Origin of the sequence: Sandarakinorhabdus oryzae (assembly GCF_009733735.1) — a bacterium.
Taxonomy (GTDB): Bacteria; Pseudomonadota; Alphaproteobacteria; order Sphingomonadales; family Sphingomonadaceae; genus Sandarakinorhabdus; species Sandarakinorhabdus oryzae.
This window is the reverse complement of record NZ_WNJP01000049.1, coordinates 1-18,371: the sequence shown is the minus strand read 5'-3', so window position 1 is coordinate 18,371 and position 18,371 is coordinate 1. Positions and strand designations below refer to the sequence as shown.

General features: G+C 67.2%; 21 protein-coding genes. 10 read left to right on the top strand and 11 right to left on the bottom strand.

The features are described 5' to 3' along the window. Positions 1-276 precede the first annotated feature (276 nt). Positions 277-1,167, bottom strand: a complete 891-nt coding sequence (locus GJ693_RS06980) for a cytochrome c (protein ID WP_156255602.1) — start codon at positions 1,165-1,167, stop codon at positions 277-279. Position 1,168: 1 nt separating this feature from the next. Next, entirely contained in the window at positions 1,169-1,618 is a 450-nt protein-coding gene (locus GJ693_RS06975) for a c-type cytochrome (RefSeq protein ID WP_197042026.1), read from the bottom strand. 152 nt (positions 1,619-1,770) lie between these two features. Between GJ693_RS06975 and GJ693_RS06970 the strand changes: the two genes are divergently transcribed. Next, complete coding sequence (locus GJ693_RS06970; protein ID WP_197042025.1) at positions 1,771-3,864, top strand: S9 family peptidase; 2,094 nt, start codon at positions 1,771-1,773, stop codon at positions 3,862-3,864. A 6-nt stretch (positions 3,865-3,870) separates the two neighbouring features. Here the strand turns inward: GJ693_RS06970 and GJ693_RS06965 are convergent, their stop codons facing one another. From GJ693_RS06965 to GJ693_RS06955, 3 genes are all read right to left on the bottom strand, one after another. Then, positions 3,871-4,383: a glutathione S-transferase family protein gene (locus tag GJ693_RS06965; RefSeq protein ID WP_156255600.1), complete on the bottom strand. Its 513-nt coding sequence runs from the start codon at positions 4,381-4,383 to the stop codon at positions 3,871-3,873. Then, complete coding sequence (thrS, locus tag GJ693_RS06960) at positions 4,380-6,383, bottom strand: threonine--tRNA ligase (protein ID WP_156255599.1); 2,004 nt, start codon at positions 6,381-6,383, stop codon at positions 4,380-4,382. Before thrS ends, GJ693_RS06965 begins: the two co-directional genes overlap by 4 nt. Before the next feature lie 83 nt (positions 6,384-6,466). Continuing rightward, positions 6,467-7,003 carry a ParB N-terminal domain-containing protein gene (locus GJ693_RS06955; RefSeq protein ID WP_156255598.1) on the bottom strand — a complete coding sequence of 179 codons (537 nt, stop codon included), beginning with the start codon at positions 7,001-7,003 and terminating at the stop codon, positions 6,467-6,469. A 146-nt stretch (positions 7,004-7,149) separates the two neighbouring features. Between GJ693_RS06955 and GJ693_RS06950 the strand changes: the two genes are divergently transcribed. The 9 genes from GJ693_RS06950 to GJ693_RS06910 all read left to right on the top strand — a co-directional run bounded on the left by GJ693_RS06950 (position 7,150) and on the right by GJ693_RS06910 (position 14,396). Further along, the gene (locus tag GJ693_RS06950; RefSeq protein WP_197042024.1) at positions 7,150-8,172 is read left to right on the top strand and encodes a M48 family metallopeptidase; all 1,023 of its coding nucleotides are present in this window, start codon (positions 7,150-7,152) and stop codon (positions 8,170-8,172) included. Positions 8,173-8,235: 63 nt separating this feature from the next. Then, complete coding sequence (locus GJ693_RS06945; protein ID WP_197042023.1) at positions 8,236-10,032, top strand: gamma-glutamyltransferase family protein; 1,797 nt, start codon at positions 8,236-8,238, stop codon at positions 10,030-10,032. A gap of 72 nt (positions 10,033-10,104) precedes the next feature. After that, positions 10,105-10,788, top strand: a complete 684-nt coding sequence (locus GJ693_RS06940) for a PEPxxWA-CTERM sorting domain-containing protein (RefSeq protein WP_197042022.1) — start codon at positions 10,105-10,107, stop codon at positions 10,786-10,788. A 38-nt stretch (positions 10,789-10,826) separates the two neighbouring features. Beyond that, on the top strand, positions 10,827-11,561 hold the full coding sequence (locus GJ693_RS06935; protein ID WP_156255595.1) for an alpha/beta hydrolase: 735 nt from the start codon (positions 10,827-10,829) through the stop codon (positions 11,559-11,561). After that, complete coding sequence (locus tag GJ693_RS06930; RefSeq protein WP_156255594.1) at positions 11,558-12,379, top strand: hypothetical protein; 822 nt, start codon at positions 11,558-11,560, stop codon at positions 12,377-12,379. Before GJ693_RS06935 ends, GJ693_RS06930 begins: the two co-directional genes overlap by 4 nt. After that, positions 12,379-12,822 carry an acyl-CoA thioesterase gene (locus GJ693_RS06925; RefSeq protein ID WP_328598825.1) on the top strand — a complete coding sequence of 148 codons (444 nt, stop codon included), beginning with the start codon at positions 12,379-12,381 and terminating at the stop codon, positions 12,820-12,822. The genes GJ693_RS06930 and GJ693_RS06925 overlap by 1 nt, the downstream gene beginning before the upstream one ends. After that, positions 12,819-13,235 carry a VOC family protein gene (locus GJ693_RS06920; RefSeq protein WP_156255592.1) on the top strand — a complete coding sequence of 139 codons (417 nt, stop codon included), beginning with the start codon at positions 12,819-12,821 and terminating at the stop codon, positions 13,233-13,235. Before GJ693_RS06925 ends, GJ693_RS06920 begins: the two co-directional genes overlap by 4 nt. Before the next feature lies 1 nt (position 13,236). Beyond that, positions 13,237-13,959: a hydroxyacylglutathione hydrolase gene (gene gloB, locus GJ693_RS06915; RefSeq protein WP_156255591.1), complete on the top strand. Its 723-nt coding sequence runs from the start codon at positions 13,237-13,239 to the stop codon at positions 13,957-13,959. A gap of 50 nt (positions 13,960-14,009) precedes the next feature. After that, on the top strand, positions 14,010-14,396 hold the full coding sequence (locus GJ693_RS06910) for a hypothetical protein (RefSeq protein ID WP_156255590.1): 387 nt from the start codon (positions 14,010-14,012) through the stop codon (positions 14,394-14,396). On the opposite strand, the gene GJ693_RS06905 is transcribed toward GJ693_RS06910, so the two are convergent. The 6 genes from GJ693_RS06905 to rsmI form a co-directional block, all read right to left on the bottom strand. Next, positions 14,393-14,830 (bottom strand): ArsI/CadI family heavy metal resistance metalloenzyme, encoded by a 438-nt coding sequence (locus GJ693_RS06905; protein ID WP_156255589.1) that lies wholly within the window; start codon positions 14,828-14,830, stop codon positions 14,393-14,395. The genes GJ693_RS06910 and GJ693_RS06905 overlap by 4 nt on opposite strands. Next, positions 14,827-15,138 carry an ArsR/SmtB family transcription factor gene (locus tag GJ693_RS06900; protein ID WP_408014548.1) on the bottom strand — a complete coding sequence of 104 codons (312 nt, stop codon included), beginning with the start codon at positions 15,136-15,138 and terminating at the stop codon, positions 14,827-14,829. The genes GJ693_RS06905 and GJ693_RS06900 overlap by 4 nt, the downstream gene beginning before the upstream one ends. Before the next feature lie 76 nt (positions 15,139-15,214). Continuing rightward, a complete protein-coding gene (gene gshB / locus GJ693_RS06895) occupies positions 15,215-16,171 on the bottom strand; it encodes a glutathione synthase (protein ID WP_156255587.1) in 957 nt (318 codons plus the stop codon). A gap of 13 nt (positions 16,172-16,184) precedes the next feature. Further along, positions 16,185-16,979 carry a transglutaminase family protein gene (locus GJ693_RS06890; protein ID WP_197042021.1) on the bottom strand — a complete coding sequence of 265 codons (795 nt, stop codon included), beginning with the start codon at positions 16,977-16,979 and terminating at the stop codon, positions 16,185-16,187. After that, a complete protein-coding gene (locus GJ693_RS06885) occupies positions 16,979-17,356 on the bottom strand; it encodes a YraN family protein (protein WP_156255585.1) in 378 nt (125 codons plus the stop codon). Before GJ693_RS06885 ends, GJ693_RS06890 begins: the two co-directional genes overlap by 1 nt. Then, entirely contained in the window at positions 17,349-18,221 is an 873-nt protein-coding gene (rsmI, locus tag GJ693_RS06880) for a 16S rRNA (cytidine(1402)-2'-O)-methyltransferase (RefSeq protein WP_156255584.1), read from the bottom strand. Before rsmI ends, GJ693_RS06885 begins: the two co-directional genes overlap by 8 nt. Positions 18,222-18,371 lie beyond the last annotated feature (150 nt).

Genomic DNA, 18,371 nt, shown 5'->3' with positions numbered 1-18,371 from the left:
GCAGGGTTTCAGCGGCGGCCGGCGACAGGCCCAGCAACGACACGCCGACAAGGGCGGCGGCCAGGGCCGGGAGGCGGCCGGCTTGCGGGCGGGCGGGGTGGCGGCGGATGGCCCCCGGACCAAGCGTCTGCATTCACATCATTCCTTACGTTCTGGCCTGTCGTGAAAGGCCGGCCATCGCCCCCTCAACGGTGCCATATAGAGACAAGACAGCCGCTGGCCAAGGGCATCGCGGCGCAAATTTGAGCAACGACCAAATTTGTCACGGCTTGCGATTCAGGGTTTGTGGGGCGGCACCGCTTTCAGATAGGCGGCGATGGCAGCGCGATCAGCGTCGGACAGCTCGGCCATGTTGGCCTGCACCTCGACCATGGAGCCGCCAACGCTGTCGTAATCGGGCGTGAATCCGGTCTTCAGATAATCAGCAATTTCGGCCGCGCTCCAGCCCAATTTGCCGGGCGTGATGTTGGGGATGCGGCCCTTGCCTTCCGGATTGGGAGCGCCGGCCAGCCAGTGCGCCCGATCGGGACCGCCGAAGCGATCGCGCGCGGTGTGGCATTCGCCGCAATGGCCTGGCCCTTCCACCAGATATTGCCCGGCGCGCACTTCCGCCGGTGCCGTGGCCGGCAAGGCGATGACGGGGCCGGCATCGAGATAAAGTCGCTTCCACAGGCCAATGCCGCGGCGGATGCTGAACGGGAAGGCGACGTCGTTACCGGGCGCCTTTCCGGCCACGGCGGGCAGCGAGCGAAGATAGGCGAACAGATCGGCCACGTCGCCGGGCGTCATGCGGGCATAGCTGGTGTAGGGGAAGGCCGGATAATAATGGCGGCCATCCGGACTGATGCCGCGGCGCATAGCGTTGTCGAAATCGGCCAGGCTCCAGCCGCCAATGCCATCCGGGCCAGGCGAGATGTTCGGCGGCTGGAACGAACCGAAGGCCGTCACCAGCGCCGCGCCACCGCCCAGCTTCAGCCGCGCATCGCCTTTGGCGCCCTTGGCGGCATGACAGGAGGCGCAGCCACCGACATGGAAAATCCGGGCGCCGCGCGTGGCATCGCCGGGCCCCTGCGCGGTTGTTTCAAGCGGCTGCGGCGCGGTGACGAGCCAGCCCGTCGCCGCGCCAAGCGCTGCCAGCCCAGCCAGGCTGGCCAGCCAGCGTCGCATCTCAGCCCTTCTTGATGCGGAAGGCTTCGTGGCAGCTCTTGCAGTTGGCGGTGACCAGGCCAAAGGCCTTGCCGAAGCTGGCCGCATCGGCGGGCTTCATGGCGACAGCAGCGGCGGTGTCGGTCTGGAACTTGGCCAGCGCGGCCTTCCAGTCGGCCGGCTTGTCCCAGATCGCCGGGGCCGCTTCGGTGTCGCCGCCGGTCTTGCTGCTGGCGGGGAAGTGCTTGCCGAACGCCTTGGCGCCGGCCGCATAGTTGGCGAGGATCTTGTTGGCAGCCGCCGCATCGAACGGGGTTTCGCCCTTCACCATGGCCCCGCCAGCCTTGGTATCGCGGCCATTGCCCTTCATGATCGCCTGGCGATCCTCGATCGGGCCGGCGCTGGCCAGCGTGGCCGGCAGGATCACGGCAACAGCCAGAACGGCAGCGGAAACGACACGCAGCATCATCATTCTCCTTTGCGAGGCCATAGGGGCAGCAGCACTTCTTATCCCCGGCACGCCCTTTGCGCCAATGCCTCTTTTGGCGCAGGCCAGGTCGGGATTGTGTTTGGCCTCGCATGCGGCATGATTGGCGGCATTGGGTCAGATTGGGGGATCGTCGGATGCGCAACATGTTGATGGCCGGTGTGCTGCTGTGCAGCCTGGCCGGGCCGGCGGTCGCCGCGCCGATGACGCTGCAAGGCGCCATGGCCTATCCCTTCACGTCAGGCCTGGTGGCCAGCGAGGATGGCGCGCGCATTGCCTGGGTGCGGGAAGTGGCCGGCGTGCGCAACATCTTCGTGGCCAGCGGCGCCACGGGCAAGCCGGTGCAGGTGACGGGTTTTACCGAGGATGATGGCCAGGAGCTGACGCAGCTCAGCTTCGCGCCCGACGGCAAGAGCCTGCTCTTCGTGCGTGGCGGCGATCATGACGGCAACTGGGCGGCTGCTGGCAACCTGGCGCCCAACCCGGCCGCCAGCACGGACGAGCCCAAGGTGATGCTGTGGCGCGCCGATGCCACGGGCGTGACGCCGGCGAAGGCGCTGGCGGAATGCGACGCGCCAGCAATCTCGGCAAAGGGCGTGATCGCCTGCGAAAAGGCCGGGCAAGTGTGGACGGTGGCCGGCGATGGCAGTGGTTTCACCCGGCTGTTCTTCGATCGCGGTCGGGCCGGCAGCCTGGGCTGGTCGCCCGACGGGAGCCGCCTCGCCTATGTCTCGCGGCGCGAGGGCCATGCCCTGATCGGCGTCTATGGCGGCGCAGGGCAGCCGATCACCTACCTGCCGGCGAGCACCGGCATGGATGGCAGCCCGGTCTGGTCACCCGATGGCACGCGCATCGCCTTCACAAGGCGCTGGGTGGGGGTTGATGGCTATGGCCGCTTCCTCGATCCCAAGCCGCAGCCCTGGGCGATCATGGTGGCCGATGTGGCGGCCGGCACGGCGAAGCAGGCCTGGGCCAGTGGCACCACATTGCGCGACAGTTTCCCCGACGTGGCAGGCGGCGCCAATCTCTTCTGGGCGGCGGGTGATCGGCTGGTGTTCCTGTCGGCTGCCACCAATTGGCAGCAACTCTACACGGTGGCGGCAGCGGGCGGGGCGGCGACACGGCTGACCGGCGATGGCTATATGGACGAGCATGTCGCCTTGAGCCCGGACCGCACGACCCTGCACTTTTCCGCCAACACTGGCGCCGATCGGGATGACGACACCCGCCGCCATGTCTTCAGCGTGAAGGTGGCTGGCGGCCCGGTCACGCCGGTCACCAGCGGCAGCGGGCTGGAATGGACGCCGGTGGGCACGCGCGACGGTGTGGCGCTGATTGCGGCCGGCGTGCGTGATGCCGGGGCGGTTGCATGGTGTGCACCGCGCTGCGCGACGCTGGCCGGGCAGGCGGCGCCGTCCAGTTTTGTCGGGGCGGCGATGGCGGTGCCCGAGAAAGTGAGCTGGAAAGCACCGGATGGCACGACGATCTTTGGTCAGTTGTTCCGCCCGGCCGGCAGCGGCAAGCGCCCGGCGGTGATCTTCGTCCACGGGGGCCCGCCGCGGCAGATGCTGCTGGGCTTCAGCTACATGCGCTATTACGCCAATGCCTATGCGCTGAACCAGTATCTGGCCAGCCGCGGCTTCGTCGTGCTCAGCGTCAATTACCGGCTCGGCATCGGCTATGGCTGGGATTTCCAGCATCCCGCCGATGGTGGCCCGCGCGGCGCCGGTGAATATCAGGACGTGATTTCGGCTGCACGCTGGCTGCAGGGACGCAGCGACGTTGATGCGGGCCGCATCGGCATCTGGGGCGGCAGCTATGGCGGGCTGCTCACCGCCCAGGCGCTGGCCCGCAATTCGGACGTGTTCAAGGCCGGCGTGGACATCCACGGCGTCCACGACTGGTCGCGCACCATGATCGAGCAGATGGGCCCGGCCATCACCAGCTTTGGCGACACTGATCGCGAGCGGGCGCTGCGCACGGCCTGGACCTCGTCACCGCTGGCCGACGTGGTGGGCTGGCACAGCCCGGTGTTGCTGATCCACGGCGATGATGATCGCAACGTCCGCATCAATCAGAGCATCGCGCTGGCCGCCGCCTTGCGCCAGCGCGGCGTGCCGTTCGAGGAGATGGTGATTCCGAACGAAATCCACGATTTCCTGCGCCACGCCAGTTGGGCAAAGGTGAACGCGGCGACGGCCGATTTCCTGGAGCGACAACTGAAGCCCTGACGCTGGTCAGCCCAGCGGCATCACGCCCCTGCGCGGCACATCAGCGCCAAAGCTGGTTTCGGAGAGCGGCGCGCCAGCGGCAAGCAACGCTGCCCGTTGGTTGGCTGGCGGCGTTTGCAGCACCAGTTGTTCAAACTGCGCCAGCTGCTCGAAGGCAGGCTGTGCGTGGATGCGTGTCACCAGCTGGTTGAACAGCCGCCAGATGATCACATCGCCCATGCGGCTGTCGGCAAATTCCTCCAGCCAGCGCGCCTGTGCCCGGTCGGCCCGGTTGGTCGGCAGCAGCGCCGGGCCGGGGTAACGCTCGTCGAGATATTCGCAGATGACGGTGGAATCGCAGAGCGTCAGCTCGTCATCGATCAGCACCGGGATGCGGCGCAGCGGGCTGACCGCGGCGAACGCGTCATTGCCGAAAAAGGGCGTGATCGGGTCGATCGTGTAGGGCACGCCCTTCATCGTCAGGCACACCAGCACCTTTCTGACATAAGGTGACAGGTAGTTGCCGACGACGAGGGTCATGGCTTCAGATCGGGCGGCAGCGCGTCGGCCTTGATCAGCGCGATGGCCTCGGCCAGCGGCATCACCTTCTGCTCGCCGCCCTTCAGGTTGCGCAGGGCCACCGTGCCTTCCTCGGCCTCACGGCGGCCGACGACCAGCATATAGGGCGCCTTCTGCAGGCTGTGCTCGCGCACCTTCAGGTTGATCTTCTCGTTCCTGAGGTCGGTTTCGACCCGCACGCCGGCGGCCTTCAGCGCAGCCGCCACGTCGCCGGCATAGGCATCGGCATCCGAAACGATGGTGGCAACCACCGCCTGCACCGGGGCGAGCCAGGTCGGGAACCAGCCAGCGTGATGCTCGATCAGGATGCCGATGAAGCGCTCGTACGTTCCCAGGATCGCGCGGTGCAGCATGACCGGGCGGTGGCGGTTGCCATCCTCACCCACATAGGTCGCGTCCAGCCGCTCTGGCAGCACCCGGTCCGACTGGATGGTGCCGCATTGCCAGGTGCGGCCGATGGCGTCGGTCAGGTGGAATTCCAGCTTGGGCGCATAGAAGGCGCCTTCGCCGGGCAGTTCTTCCCAACCGAACTCCTCGGTGGCGCGGCCGGCGGCGGCGACGGCATTGCGCAATTCGCTTTCGGCCTGGTCCCACATTTCGTCGCTGCCGAAGCGCTTTTCCGGGCGCAGCGCCAGCTTGATGGAATAACGCTCGAACCCCAGGTCCTCGTAGACGCTGTCGAGCAGGTCGCAGAACATCTGCACTTCAGCTACGATCTGGTCTTCGCGGCAGAAGATATGGCCGTCGTCCTGCGTGAACTGGCGCACGCGCATGATGCCGTGCAGGGCGCCGTGCGGTTCGTTGCGGTGGCAGCAGCCCATTTCGGCAAAGCGCAGCGGCAGGTCGCGATAGGATTTGATGCCCTGGCGGAAGATCAGCACGTGGCCCGGGCAGTTCATCGGCTTCAGCGCCATCCACTGCGCGTCGTTGCTCACGACAGGGCCTTCGTCCTCGGTGTTGGGCACCTCGTCGGGGATGACGAACATATTCTCGCGATATTTGCCCCAGTGGCCGGATTGCTCCCACTGGCGCGCGTCCATGATCTGCGGCGTCTTCACCTCGTCATAGCCGCCAAGATCGAGCCGGCGCCGCATATAGGCCTCCAGCGCGCGATAGATGACAAAGCCGCGCGGGTGCCAGAACACGCTGCCATGGGCCTCTTCCTGCAGGTGGAACAGGTCCATCTCGCGGCCCAGCTTGCGGTGGTCGCGCTTGGCGGCTTCCTCCAGCCGCATCAGGTGCGCGTCGAGCTGCTTCTTGTTGAGCCAGGCCGTGCCATAGACCCGGCTGAGCATGGCGTTCTTCTGGTCGCCGCGCCAATAGGCGCCCGACACCCGCGTCAGCTTGAAAGCCTGCGGGTCGAGCTTGCCGGTCGAGGGCAGATGCGGCCCGCGGCACATGTCGAGCCAGTCCTCGCCCGACCAATAGACGGTCAGATCCTCGTCGCCGGGCAGTTCGGCGGCCCATTCGGCCTTGAAATTCTCGCCCTGCTGCTTCCAGCGGCTGATCAGCTGGGCGCGCGGCCAGACTTCGCGGCGCAGCGGCTTGTCGGCGCGGATGATGGCGCGCATCGCCTCCTCGATGGCCGGCAGATCGTCCTCGGTGAAGGGGCCGCGGCCGGGGGCGGGGGCGAAGTCATAATAGAAGCCATCGTCCGTGGCCGGGCCAAAGGTGATCTGCGTGCCGGGAAATAGCTGCTGTACGGCTTCGGCCAGCACGTGGGCGAAATCGTGACGCACCAGTTCCAGCGCGTCGGCCTCGTCACGCGCCGTCACCAGCGCCAGCGATGCATCGGCCTCGATCGGGCGCGACAGATCGACCAGTTCGCCATCCAGCTTCGCCGCCAGTGCCGCCTTGGCCAGCCCCGGCCCGATGCTGGCCGCCACGTCGGCGCCGGTGGTGCCGCGCGCGACTTCGCGCTGCGAACCATCGGGGAGCGTGAGGGTGATGAGATCGGACATCGGTCTTTCTTCGTGGCTGGATTGCGGCCGGGGTAGTGCGGCGAAGGCCCCGCGAAGTCAACCGGGGCAGGCCAGGGGCGGGTTCAGGCCGGCGGCCCGAAATTGCCCCATTGCATCGCTTGCCAACTGGTCGCTGCGTTGCTGAGGCTGTTGGCCCAGATCAGCACCACCGGGAACCGCGTGCGCAGGGCAGCCGCAAAGCGGTGATGGCCATCATCGCCGAGCACGAAGCGCTTCTGGAAATCGTCGTAATCGACCCCAAGCAACAGGCCGCGATTGAGCGCGGCGAGCGGCTGGGTGGCGATCTTGCTGGTGACGATACGCTGCGACAGTGCCGTCTGGCAGGGCAACACGCCATCATAGCTGCTGCCGACAAGATCAATGCCCTGGTCGTGGCGCAGCACATAGAAGCGATAGGTCATCCACTGGCTGGCCTCGCCAAAGGTGGCCGGTACCGGCACGCGTCGAAAATCACCGGGCTTCAGCACCCAATCGATCGGCACGACATCGTTCATGGCGGGAAACACCAGCCCCAATGGCGGCGCGGCGCAGGTGGGGCAGGGCTGGCCGGCGTCGATGGGCGTGATGCAGCGCAGGCAGGCAAAATGGGGCCATGGCATTGTTCGGGGCTCCTATCTGGCAGTCAGGATCGGCGATCAGCCAGCCCAAGAATAACGCCATATGGCGGCAATTGAATGACCCGGGTGCCGGCCCGCATGGATCAACAGCTTGCGATGGGGCACATGCCTTGGCAGGGTTGCGCTCGATGTCCGTTTCAACCCGCCGCACTGCCAAGACAAGACCGCTCAGCGGCCTGCTGATGGCTGACGGCCGCCGCGAGGCGGTGGTGGTCACGGCGCATGAAAAGCGCCTGGTGATCAATGTGGAGGCCGATATCAGCGCCATCCCGCTGGCCCGGGTGCGCCGCGACGAGGGCCTGAACATCCGCCGCACCGACAATCGCGACTGGCGGATCCGGCTCGACGCGGTGCCGCCGCCCGACAGCTGGGTGCATGATCTGCCAATACTGCCGCAACCAAGCCCGTTGCGCCGGATGCTCCTGGTGGTGTTGGCGTTGCTTGGTCTGCTCGCCGCCTTGCTATGGCTGGCGCGCGACCGCGTGGTGCAGCTCGCCGCGCCCCTGCTGCCCCACCATGTCACCGAACAGATCGGCCGGGCCTATCTGGCCCAGATGGGCCCACAATGTGACGGCGGCCCCGGCAATGCCGCACTGGCCCGGCTGACGGCGCGGCTGCTGCCGGCCCACGGCCTGCCCGAACCGGTATCGGTGACGGTGGTGGACAGCCCCGACATCAATGCCATCGCCTTGCCCGGCGGCCATGTCGCCCTGCTGCGCGGCATCATCGACCAGGCACAATCGCCGGATGAAATCGCTGCCGTGCTGGCCCACGAGATCGAGCATATCGCCTTCCAGCACCCCAACCAGCAGTTGCTGAAAGACAGCGGCCCGGCCGTGGTGGCGCGGACCCTGGGCAGCAATGCGGGCGATCTTGCGGACCTCACGGTGCTGAAGAAGGGCGGCAAGGCCGCCGAAGCCGAAGCCGATGGCGGCGCCATTGCCTTGTTGCAGGCGGCCGGCATCTCGACGCGCGGCGCTGCCGATTTCTTCAGGCGCCAGGCCCGCGGTGGGGAGGGCTTCAGCGACAGCCACCCCTCTGACCGCGAACGCGCCCGGCTCTATGGCGATGCGGTGAAATGGGGTGCTGAATCCGGCATGAGCGATGCTGACTGGCAGGCGTTGAAGGCTGTGTGCCGGCCAACGGGTTGAACCATCACTGGACAAGCCTGTTGGCCTTGCCCAATTTTTTGCCGGCGCAGAAACAGAGGGGGCATGATGCTGAAGCAATTGATCGGACTTGGCCTCGTGATGAGCCTGTCGGCACCGGCGCTGGCACAGGAGGCGGCGCGCTGCCCGCAGCCAGCCTGTGCCGCGGTGCCGGGCAGCCGCGTCGAAGGCTGGGGTGCGCAGAGCCGGGCCGAGATGATGGCGCGGCAGGGCATGGTCACCTCCAGCCAGCCGCTTGCCACCCAGGCCGGGCTCAGCATCCTGCAGCAGGGCGGCAATGCTATCGATGCCGCGGTGGCCACCGCCGCCGTGCTGGCCGTGGTGGAACCGATGAGCACCGGCATCGCCAGCGATGTGTTCATGATCATCTGGTCGGCCAAGGAGAAGAAGCTATACGCGCTGAACGCCAGCGGCACTGCGCCCAGCGGTGCGACGCCCGATCATTATGCGGCGCTCGGCTATCAGAAGGACCCGGCCAACTGGGCGCTGGGATCGGGCATGCCGAGCGGCGGTATCCTCACCGTCACCGTGCCTGGCACGGTGTGGGGGTGGGACGCGGCACTCAAGCGCTTTGGCACCAGAGGCTTTGCAGAGGTGCTGGCGCCGGCAGAATATTACGCCAGCGAAGGTTTTCCGGTCTCGCCGCGCATCGCGGCTGATTGGGGCAGTTTCAACAAGGCGCTGCCGCTAAGGGCCTGCTGCACCGCGCTTGATCCCGACACGCTGGCGGTGTGGACCGATGGCGGCCGCGCACCTGCCGCCGGTGAGGTGTTCCGCAATCCCGCCCTTGGCCGCGCCTTCGCCCTGCTGCGCAAGGACGGCAAGGATGCCTTCTACCGCGGCGACATCGCCCGGGCGATCATCGCCAAATCGACCGCGCTGGGCGGCACCATGACCGCCGCCGACCTGGCCGGCTATCAGGGCAAATGGGTCGAGCTGGCCCATTCCACCCACGCCGGCCGCGACATCTATGAACTGCCGCCGCCATCGCAGGCGTGGGCGACGCTGGAGCTGCTCAACATCCTCGATGCCTGTGTGCCGGTCTGGTCGCCCGGCAAGGGGCTGGCGGCGCTGGGCCCGGCCGATCCGCGCTATTGGCATTATCTCATTGAGGCAAAGAAGCTGGCCTATGCCGATCTGGCGGCGTGGAACGGCGATCCCGACTTCGTGACCGTGCCGGTCGAACGGCTGACCTCGAAAGCCTATGCCGCTTCCCTGTGCAGCCGGGTCGATCCGGCCCGTGCCACGATCACCCGGCCCGGCCCGGCCGATCGCAGCGGCGACACGGTGGTGCTCTCCACCGCTGACCGCGACGGCAACATGGTCGCAGTGGTCAACTCGGTGGCCTCGGTCTGGGGCTCCGGTCTGACGGTCAAGGATTATGGCCTGATCCTGCACAACCGCGGCGTGCAGTTCAGCCTCGATCGCCAGTCGCCCAATATCATCGCGCCGGGCAAGCGCCCCTACAACACGCTCGCCGCCGGCTTCGTGATGAAGGATGGCCAGCCGGAAATGACCCTGCTGCTGATGGGCGGCGACATGCAGGTGCAGGGCCACGCCCAGGTGCTGGTCAACATGTTCACCCTCGGCGCCAATGTGCAGATGGCGACCGACATGGCGCGCTTCCGCCACGGCCAGGTGTCGAACGTGCTGACCCTGGAGCCGGCACTCGACGCGCTGGTGGGCGCGCAGCTGAAGGCCATGGGCCATCGGCTCGGTCCGCCGAACAGTGGCCTGATGGGCGGCTATCAGGCGATCCGGGTGGAGCAGGGGGCCGACCGCAAGCCCGTCTATCGCGCCGGTTCTGATCACCGCAAGGATGGCCAGGCCGCCGGCTGGTGAGCGAATTTCCAGTCTTTACCGGCCATTAACCGCAATACTGCATAAACCACATCCGAAATGGAGATAGTTCGGATGAAGATGCAGTTTGCCGTTGCTGTGGCCGCCGCTCTGGTGGCGATGCCGGCCCTGGCCGTGGAACAGCTGACCGGGGGCGATTTCGAATCGCCGGTGATCGGCAGCTTCAGCGGCGATGTCAGCGGCACCGGCTATGTCTATCCCGCCTTGGGCGGCTCGGCCACGGTGGGCGGCTGGACCTATACGGGCGGCGCCGGCCTGATCAACGGCTTCACCGCCACGCCCTGGTTCGGTGGTTCGCCCCCGCAGGGTTTCGGCGGGTCGCAATATGCCTTCGTCCAGAGCGTCGGCACCCTTTCGCAGAGCTTCACCGCCACCCAGTCCGGCGTGTTGACACTGAGCTGGCTGGAAGGTGCACGGCCCGGCCTGGGCTGCTGCAACGGCAACCAGACCTATGATGTGCTGTTCGGTGCAAACCAGGCCGGCCAGTTCAGCACGGTCAGCGGCCAGAATTTCACGGCCCGCAGCCTGGTGCTCGGCCCGGTCACCGCCGGCCAGAGCTACAGCATCAGCTTCAAGGGCCTGATCACCGACGATAACACGGCCTTCTTCGACAATATCAGCGCCAACATCACCGGTGGAACCGTGCCGGAACCGGCGAGCTGGATGATGCTGGTCACCGGTTTTGGCCTGGCCGGCATGCTCGCCCGCCGCCGCCGCCAGCGCAGCGTGGCCGCCTGACCCTTTCCGCATCCCATCCCATCGCCTAAGGCGAAGGGATGAGCCAGTTGCAGTATCTCGATCACGCAGGCGCCCGTCTGGCCTTCCGCTTCACGGCCGGGGCCGGACCGCTGGTCGTGTTCCTGCCCGGCTACATGAGCGACATGACGGGTTCCAAGGCCGAGGCGCTGAGCGATTGGGCCAAGGGAAAGGGCCAGGCGTATCTGCGCCTGGATTATTCCGGCTGCGGGGCGAGCGGCGGTGATTTCCTTGACGGCAGCATCGGGCGCTGGACAGGCGACGCGTTGGCGCTGATCCGCCTTGCCTCGCCCGACGGCAAGGTCATGCTGGTCGGCTCTTCGATGGGCGGCTGGATCGCGCTGCAGGCGGGCCTGGCGCTGAAGGATCGGCTGGCGGGGCTGGTGGGGATTGCCGCTGCGCCCGATTTCACTGTTTGGGGCCTCACCGTGGGCGAGGCCGAGCGGCGGCAGCTGGACAAGAACGGCTTCTTCACCCGCCCGTCCGATTATGGCGAGCCCTATCGCTACAGCCGCGCGCTGATCGCCGATGCGCCGGCGCACCTGCTGCTCGATGGCCAAATCGGCCTCACCGCGCCAGTCCGGCTGCTGCACGGCCAGCGCGACGAGGTCGTGCCATGGCGGCTGTCGCTCGACATCGCGGCGCGGCTGGCCGGCGACGATGTTCAGGTGCGGCTCATCAAGGATGGCGATCATCGCCTCAGCCGCGAGGCGGATATCGCCGCGCTGATTGCCACCGTCGAGGAGCTGTTGTGAGACGATTGGCCTGCCTGGCGCTGCTGACGGCGGCCCCGGCGCTATTCTTCGCTGCGCGGGCTGGGGCAGCACCGTCTGACCCGACACGCTATGCCGCCTGCATCGAGATGGCCGGCAAGGACCCGGCGCGCTCCCTGCAGATGGCCTATGCCTGGCGCATCGAGGGCGGCGGCGTGCCAGCGCGCCATTGCCTGGCCGTCGCCCAGATGAACGCCCGCCATTATGAGGAGGCGCTGAAGAATTACGAAGCGGCTGGCGAGGCCAGCGAGGCCGCCCGCGATGGTCAGGCTGTTGCGCTGTGGCGACAGGCCGGCGACGCGGCGCTGATCGCCGAGCAGCCGGCCGAGGCTGTGCGCTTCCTCAGCCGTGCGCTGGCGAAACCGGGCGGGCTGGAACTGAGCCCGCGTGCCGAAGCCGATCTGCTCACCGCCCGCGCCGAAGCCCAGGTGGCCGCGGGCAAGCCCGATGCCGCCATGGCCGATCTCACCCGTGCCACGGAACTGTCGCCGGAGTTTTTCACGCCCTGGCTGCTTAAGGCGACGCTGGCGCGACGTGGCGGCGATCTCGCCACCGCCGAGGCTGCCTTGCTGAAGGCCGCGGCGCTGGCACCGGAATCGGCCGATGTCGAACTGGAAGCCGGCAATATCGCAGCGGCCAAGGGCGAGATGACGGTTGCGCGCCAGGCCTGGGAGGCCGCGGCCGCCGATGCACCCGATGCGCCGGCCGGGCAGGCTGCGGCTGCCGCGCTTGGTCGCATGAACGCCAAGCTGCCGGAAAAGCCACTGACGAGCGAGCCGCTGCCTGCTACACCGCGCTGATGCGCTCCGATTTCCGCTTCGCCTGGCCTGCCCGCGCCCGCTATGCCGAGGTTGATGCCCAGGCGGTGGTGTTCAACAGCCGTTATCTCGAATATTTCGACATCGGCATCACCGAATATTTTCGCGCTGCCGGCCTGTACCCCGAGCCCAATCTGCAGGGCGCGCCGGAGCTGCATGTGGTCAAGGCCGAGGTCGTCTATCACGCGCCCATTTTGCTCGACGAGGAAATGGCCATCTGCGTGCGCTGCGAGAAGGTCGGCCGCACTTCGCTCAGCTTCGCTTTCGAAGTGCATGGCCTGGCAAACGGGCCGGGCGCCGATGATCTGCGCGCCAGCGGCGCGGAAGTGCAGGTGCATGTCGATGAACCGCGCGGCCGGCCGACGCCGGTGCCGGACGCGGTGATCGCGCTGTTCGAAGCCTTTGAAGGACGCCCGCTTAAATGAAATATCTCCACACCATGATCCGCGTCTCGGACGTCGAGGAAACGCTGCGCTTCTTCGAGCTGCTCGGCCTCAAGGAATTGCGCCGTTACGACAACGAGGCCGGGCGCTTCAGCCTGATCTTCCTGGCCGCGCCCGGCGACGAGGATGCCCAGGTCGAGCTCACCCACAATTGGGACGAGAAGGGCTATGGCGGCGGGCGCAATTTCGGCCATCTCGCCTATGCCGTGGACGATATCTACGCCGCCTGCCAGCGCCTGATGGACGGCGGCGTCACCATCAATCGGCCGCCGCGCGATGGCCGCATGGCCTTCGTCAAATCGCCGGACGGGATTTCGGTGGAGCTGCTGCAGACCGGCCCGGCGCTGCCGGTGGCCGAACCCTGGGCCTCCATGCCCAATATCGGGAGCTGGTGACATGCTCGAGATCGTCGGCGTGCCGGTGCTGTCAGACAATTATGTCTGGCTGGCGCACGATGCCGCCAGCGGCGAGACGGCGGTGATCGATCCCGCCGTGGCCGAGCCGGTGCTGGCCGCCGCCTTTGCCCGCAACTGGACGATCACCCAGATATTGAACACCCATTGGCACCCCGATCACGTGGGCGGCAATGCCCAGATCGTGGCGGCGACGGGAGCCAAGGTGACCGGTCCGCAGGCCGAGGCGGCGAAGATCCCGATGATCACCCGCACCGTGGTCGAGGGCGATACGGTGCAGATCGGCAGCCATGTCGGCCAGGTCATCGATTGTCCGGCGCACACCGCCGGCCACAATGCCTATGCCTTCGATGGCGCGCTGTTCTGCGGCGACACGCTGTTTGCCATGGGTTGCGGCCGGCTGTTTGAAGGCACGGCGGAGCAGATGCATGCGGCGCTGGCCAAGTTCATGGCGCTGCCGCCGCGTATGCTGGTGTATTGCGCGCATGAATATACCCAATCCAACGCCCGCTTCGCGCTGACCGTGGAGCCGGAGAATGAGGCGCTGGTGAAACGCGCCGAAGCCGTGGATCGCTTGCGCAGCCGCGGCGAGCCGACTGTGCCGTTCAGCCTCGCCATGGAAGCCGCGACCAATCCGTTCGTGCGCGCCGGCAGTGTGGAGGAGCTCGCCCGCCGCCGCGCTGCCAAGGATGGTTTTCGCGGATAAGTCAGGCCATTCAGGCGCGATAAAGGCTGGAAAGGGCAGGGTCACTCGCCATGAACCGCAGCATCATCATTCTGGCGGCGTTGGCCGTGGCGACGCCGGCGCTGGCCGCCGACAAGCCGCCCGCTCCGCCGGCCGGCCCGGCCGTGCAGGATTGCCTGATCACCCGCAACATCCAGCAGACTGATGTGGGCCGCGACGGCAAATGGTATGCCCGGCTGCGCAACAAGAGCTGGTGGCGCAACAGCATGGATTGCCCGGCGCTGTCACCGCGCCGCGCCATGGTGCACACCAGCCCGATTGGCAGCCAGTGCCGGGGTGACATCGTCGAGATTGTCGATTTCACCATGGGCGGCGTGTCGTTCGGCGGCTGTGGCCTGGGCCGCTGGGAACGGGTCGACGGCCCGCCTGGCAAGGAACCGCGCAAGCCGAAGAACTAGCAGCAGCCGCCGCCTGATTTGGCTGGTGCCATCGCCGCCAGCGCGTCCAGCATCGGGCTGCTGCCATAGGTGCGGGCCTGTTCCATGGTGTGGAAGGCTTCCCACACCACCCCTTGCGGATCGGCCGTCCAGCTTTTTTCGGAACGGGCATAACAGCAGGTGGTCTCCCCTTCGGCCAGCACCGGCGCCGCGGCGCTGTTCAGGCGGGCGGTCACCTCGGCCAGTTCCTCGGGCGTTTCGGCCTGGATACCCAGATGCTCGATCCCCGGGGCGGCATGGCCGTGGCTGATGGCGAAATTGACGCGCGGATCGTCCAGCATCCACTTGGCATAATCATCGCGCACCAAGTTCGGCCCGGTGCCGAACAGATTGCTGTAGAAGGCAATGGACTGGGCAAGATCGGTAACGCCCACATGCACGTGCAGCCGCTTCATGCGCATTCTCCCTTCGCGCAGGCGCCTATTTGTTCAGGTTCGATGCCCCGGCAGCAATCCAGCAGCAGGAAATCGATCAGCGCCCGCATCGCGGCGAAATCCGCCGCATAGATGAGGCTGCGGCCAGCACGTCGGACGGTCGTCAGCCCCGCCTGTTCCAGCAGCCCCAGGTGATGTGAAAGGCTGGAGGGCGGCACATCAAGCGCGTGGGCAATCGCCCCGGCCGACAGGCCATCTGGCCCGGCCACTACCAGAGCCCGGAACAGCGCCAGGCGCCGTTCATGGGCAAGGGCGGCAAGCGCCGGCACGGCTGACGTTGAGTCCATCCAACTTCCTTTCGATATTCATCGAAATATTCGACAATTATCGAAATGTCAAGCGACCTCAACCGCGGGCGTCGAGCCTCGCCAGAATCGCATCCCAGATGCGCGCCGGCGTGTTGGTGCCGTTGAAGCGGTCGATGGCGCGGATGCCGGTGGGGGAGGTGACATTGATCTCGGTCAGGCAGCCGCCGATCACGTCGATGCCGACGAAGATCAGACCACGCTTCTTCAGCTCCGGCCCCAGGCGGGCACAGATTTCCAGCTCGCGCGGGCTCAATTCCGTGGGCTGGGCGCTGCCGCCGGCGGCGAGGTTTGAGCGGATCTCACCCTTTTTCGGCAAGCGATTGATGGCGCCGGCCGGCTCGCCATCCACCAGCACGATGCGCTTGTCGCCCTCCGCCACGCTCGGCAGGAAGGCCTGCACCATGAATGGCTCACGCCAGACGCTGCTGAACAGCTCGACCAACGCCGGCAGGTTGCCGTCCTCTTCATCGATCAGGAACACCGCGGTGCCGGCATTGCCATAGAGCGGCTTGACCACGATCGCCCCGTGGCGGGCGCGGAAATCCATGGCTTCTTCCAGGCTCTTGGTGACCAGCGTTGGCGGCATCAGATCGGGGAAGCGCAGCACGAAGAGTTTCTCGGGCGCATTCCTCACCTCGGCCGGATCATTGACCACTAGCACCCGGTCCTGAATCTGCTCCAACAGGTGAGTGGCGGTGATATAGCCCATGTCGAACGGCGGATCCTGGCGCATCAGCACCACGTCGGTCTCGTCGGCCAGATCGACGGTGCGGGCCTCGCCCAGCCATTCGAAATGCGCACCCGGCTGGTTGATCAGCTTCAGGGGTCGGGCCTTGGCGCGCACCCGGCCATTCTCCGCCGACAGGTCGTCGGCGAGATAATGGACGAGGCTGGCGCCACGGGCCTGGGCCTCCAGCATCAGCGCGAAGGTCGAATCCCCGGCAATGTTGATGGTTTCGATCGGGTCCATCTGAACCGCGACGCGCAAGGTCATGGGATCGGCCTTTTCAATTATCAGATTGCGCCAGGGTGGCGAGAGTGGTGCGGATGCGCTGCACCAGCGCCGGATCATGGGTGGTTTCCAGCATGGCGGTCAGGCTGGCGCGGGCGGCGGCCAGCCGGCCGATGCGCTGTTCCAACCGCGCCCGTTCCCACCACAGCGCGCTGACCCGCGGTGCCAGCACTGTCAGCCGCTCATACAGTGTCAGCGCCCGGCCACTATCGCCACCGAGCAGGGCGCGGCTGGCCTGGTTTGACACCATGCGCACCAGCATCTGGCGATTGCTCATCACCGGGAAGCGACCGGCAATGGCGGTGCCGCCGCCGTGGCGGGCGATCTCGGCCGCCCGGGCCGGCGAGACGGTGGTGCCATGATCGAAGGGATCGAGCAGGGTCGATTCGCCGCCGCCGTGCACTTCGAGCAGCACATGGCCGGGCAGGGCGAGGGCATCCACCCGCCAGCCAACGCGGCGGGCCAGCGCGATATAGAGGATGGACAGCGCGATCGGCAGGCCGCGCCCACGTTCGGCCACGGCGATCAGATCGGCATTCAGCGGGTTGTCGTAATCGGTCATGTCACCGGTCAACCCCGCATCGCCAGCGATCAGGCCAGCGAGGCGCAGGGCGCGACCCTTGCCGGTGGCCGGCGCCAGGTCGCGCTGCAGGATGATGGCCCAGCCCGACACCAGCCGGCGCAGCCGCTGCGGATCGGCGCGCGGGCGGTCGGCCAGGCTCAGGGCGATGCCGGCCTCGACCAGATCGATATCGGCATCATCCATCAGGCCCAGTGTTGCCAGTTCCATCACGCCTCTTCCCGCCAGATGGCGACCAGGTGCCGGGGCCAGGCCCATGGCATGATCACCACGGCGTCGTGCCGCAGCACCGCGCCCGGCCAGCCATGCCGTGTGGCCAGCCAGCGCGCGGCTGCCTGGCAGCGCCGCTGTTGGCGAAGATGCAGCGCCGCCAGCCCGGAGTCGAGAGTGGGCCGCGCCTTCACCTCCACAAACACCAGCGCGTCGCGGTGGCGCAGCAGCAGATCAATCTCACCGCCCGGAGTCTTCAGGCGCCGACCGAGCAGGCGATAGCCCTTTGCAATCAACCAGATGGCAGCAACATGCTCGGCCATCCGGCCGCGCCGCTCATTGGCCTGGCGGCGCCGGAAATCTTTGGCATCAGCCATTTTTCAGCACCAGCGCCCGGGCATAGACGTCACTTTTCGGCAGGCCCAGCTGCTCGGCCACCGCCTTGGCTGCATCCTTCACCCGCATCGTCGCCAGCGCGGCGTGCAGCGCCGAATCGAGATCATCGGCGGTGGCGGCCGGCGGCGGCAGTGGCGGGCCAACCAGCACGACGATCTCGCCCTTGGGTGGGGCGTCTGCCCAGCGCCCGGCGAGTTCCGAAAGCGTGCCGGTCACCATCTCCTCGAACTTCTTGGTGAGTTCGCGGCCAACGGCGGCGGGGCGATCGCCCAGCCCGGCATGGAGCGCGGCAAGCGTGGCGGCGAGGCGCGGGCCCGATTCATAGAAGGCCAGCGTGGCGGGCACGGCGGCCAGTTCGGCAATTGCGTCGGCCTTGGCCTTCTCCTTGGCCGGCAGGAAGCCGGCGAACAGGAAACGATCGGTGGGCAGGCCGGCGATGGCGAGCGCCGCGATCACTGCCGACGGACCTGGCACGGTGACAAGATTGACTCCGGCGGCGCGGGCTTCGGCCACCAGCTTGTAGCCCGGATCGGAAATCAGCGGGGTGCCGGCATCCGACACCAGCGCCACCGGTTCCACCAGGGCGCGGGCGATCAGGCCGGGGCGGGCCCGGGCGGCGTTGTGATCATGATAGGGCAGCATCCTGGTGGCGATGCCGAACGCGCCGAGCAGCTTGCCGGTCACCCGTGTATCCTCGCAGGCAATCAGGCTGGCGCGGGCCAGCACCGTCAGGGCGCGAGCGGTGATATCCCCGAGATTGCCGATTGGTGTCGCAACGATGTAAAGCCCCGGCGCAAGCGTGCCCTCTGGCAGGGCATCGGGGTTGAAGGAAGGGTGGACACTCACATGGCTATCAAGAGCCGGGTTGGACGCGGCTGGCAAGTGGTTCGCGCTGGCGTCATGGGTCTGGGCCTGCTGGTCGCGGCCTGTTCGACGCCGCGACAGGCGCCGCCGGTGGCGGCGCCGCCGCCGCCGCCTGTGGTGGCGCCCAAGCCG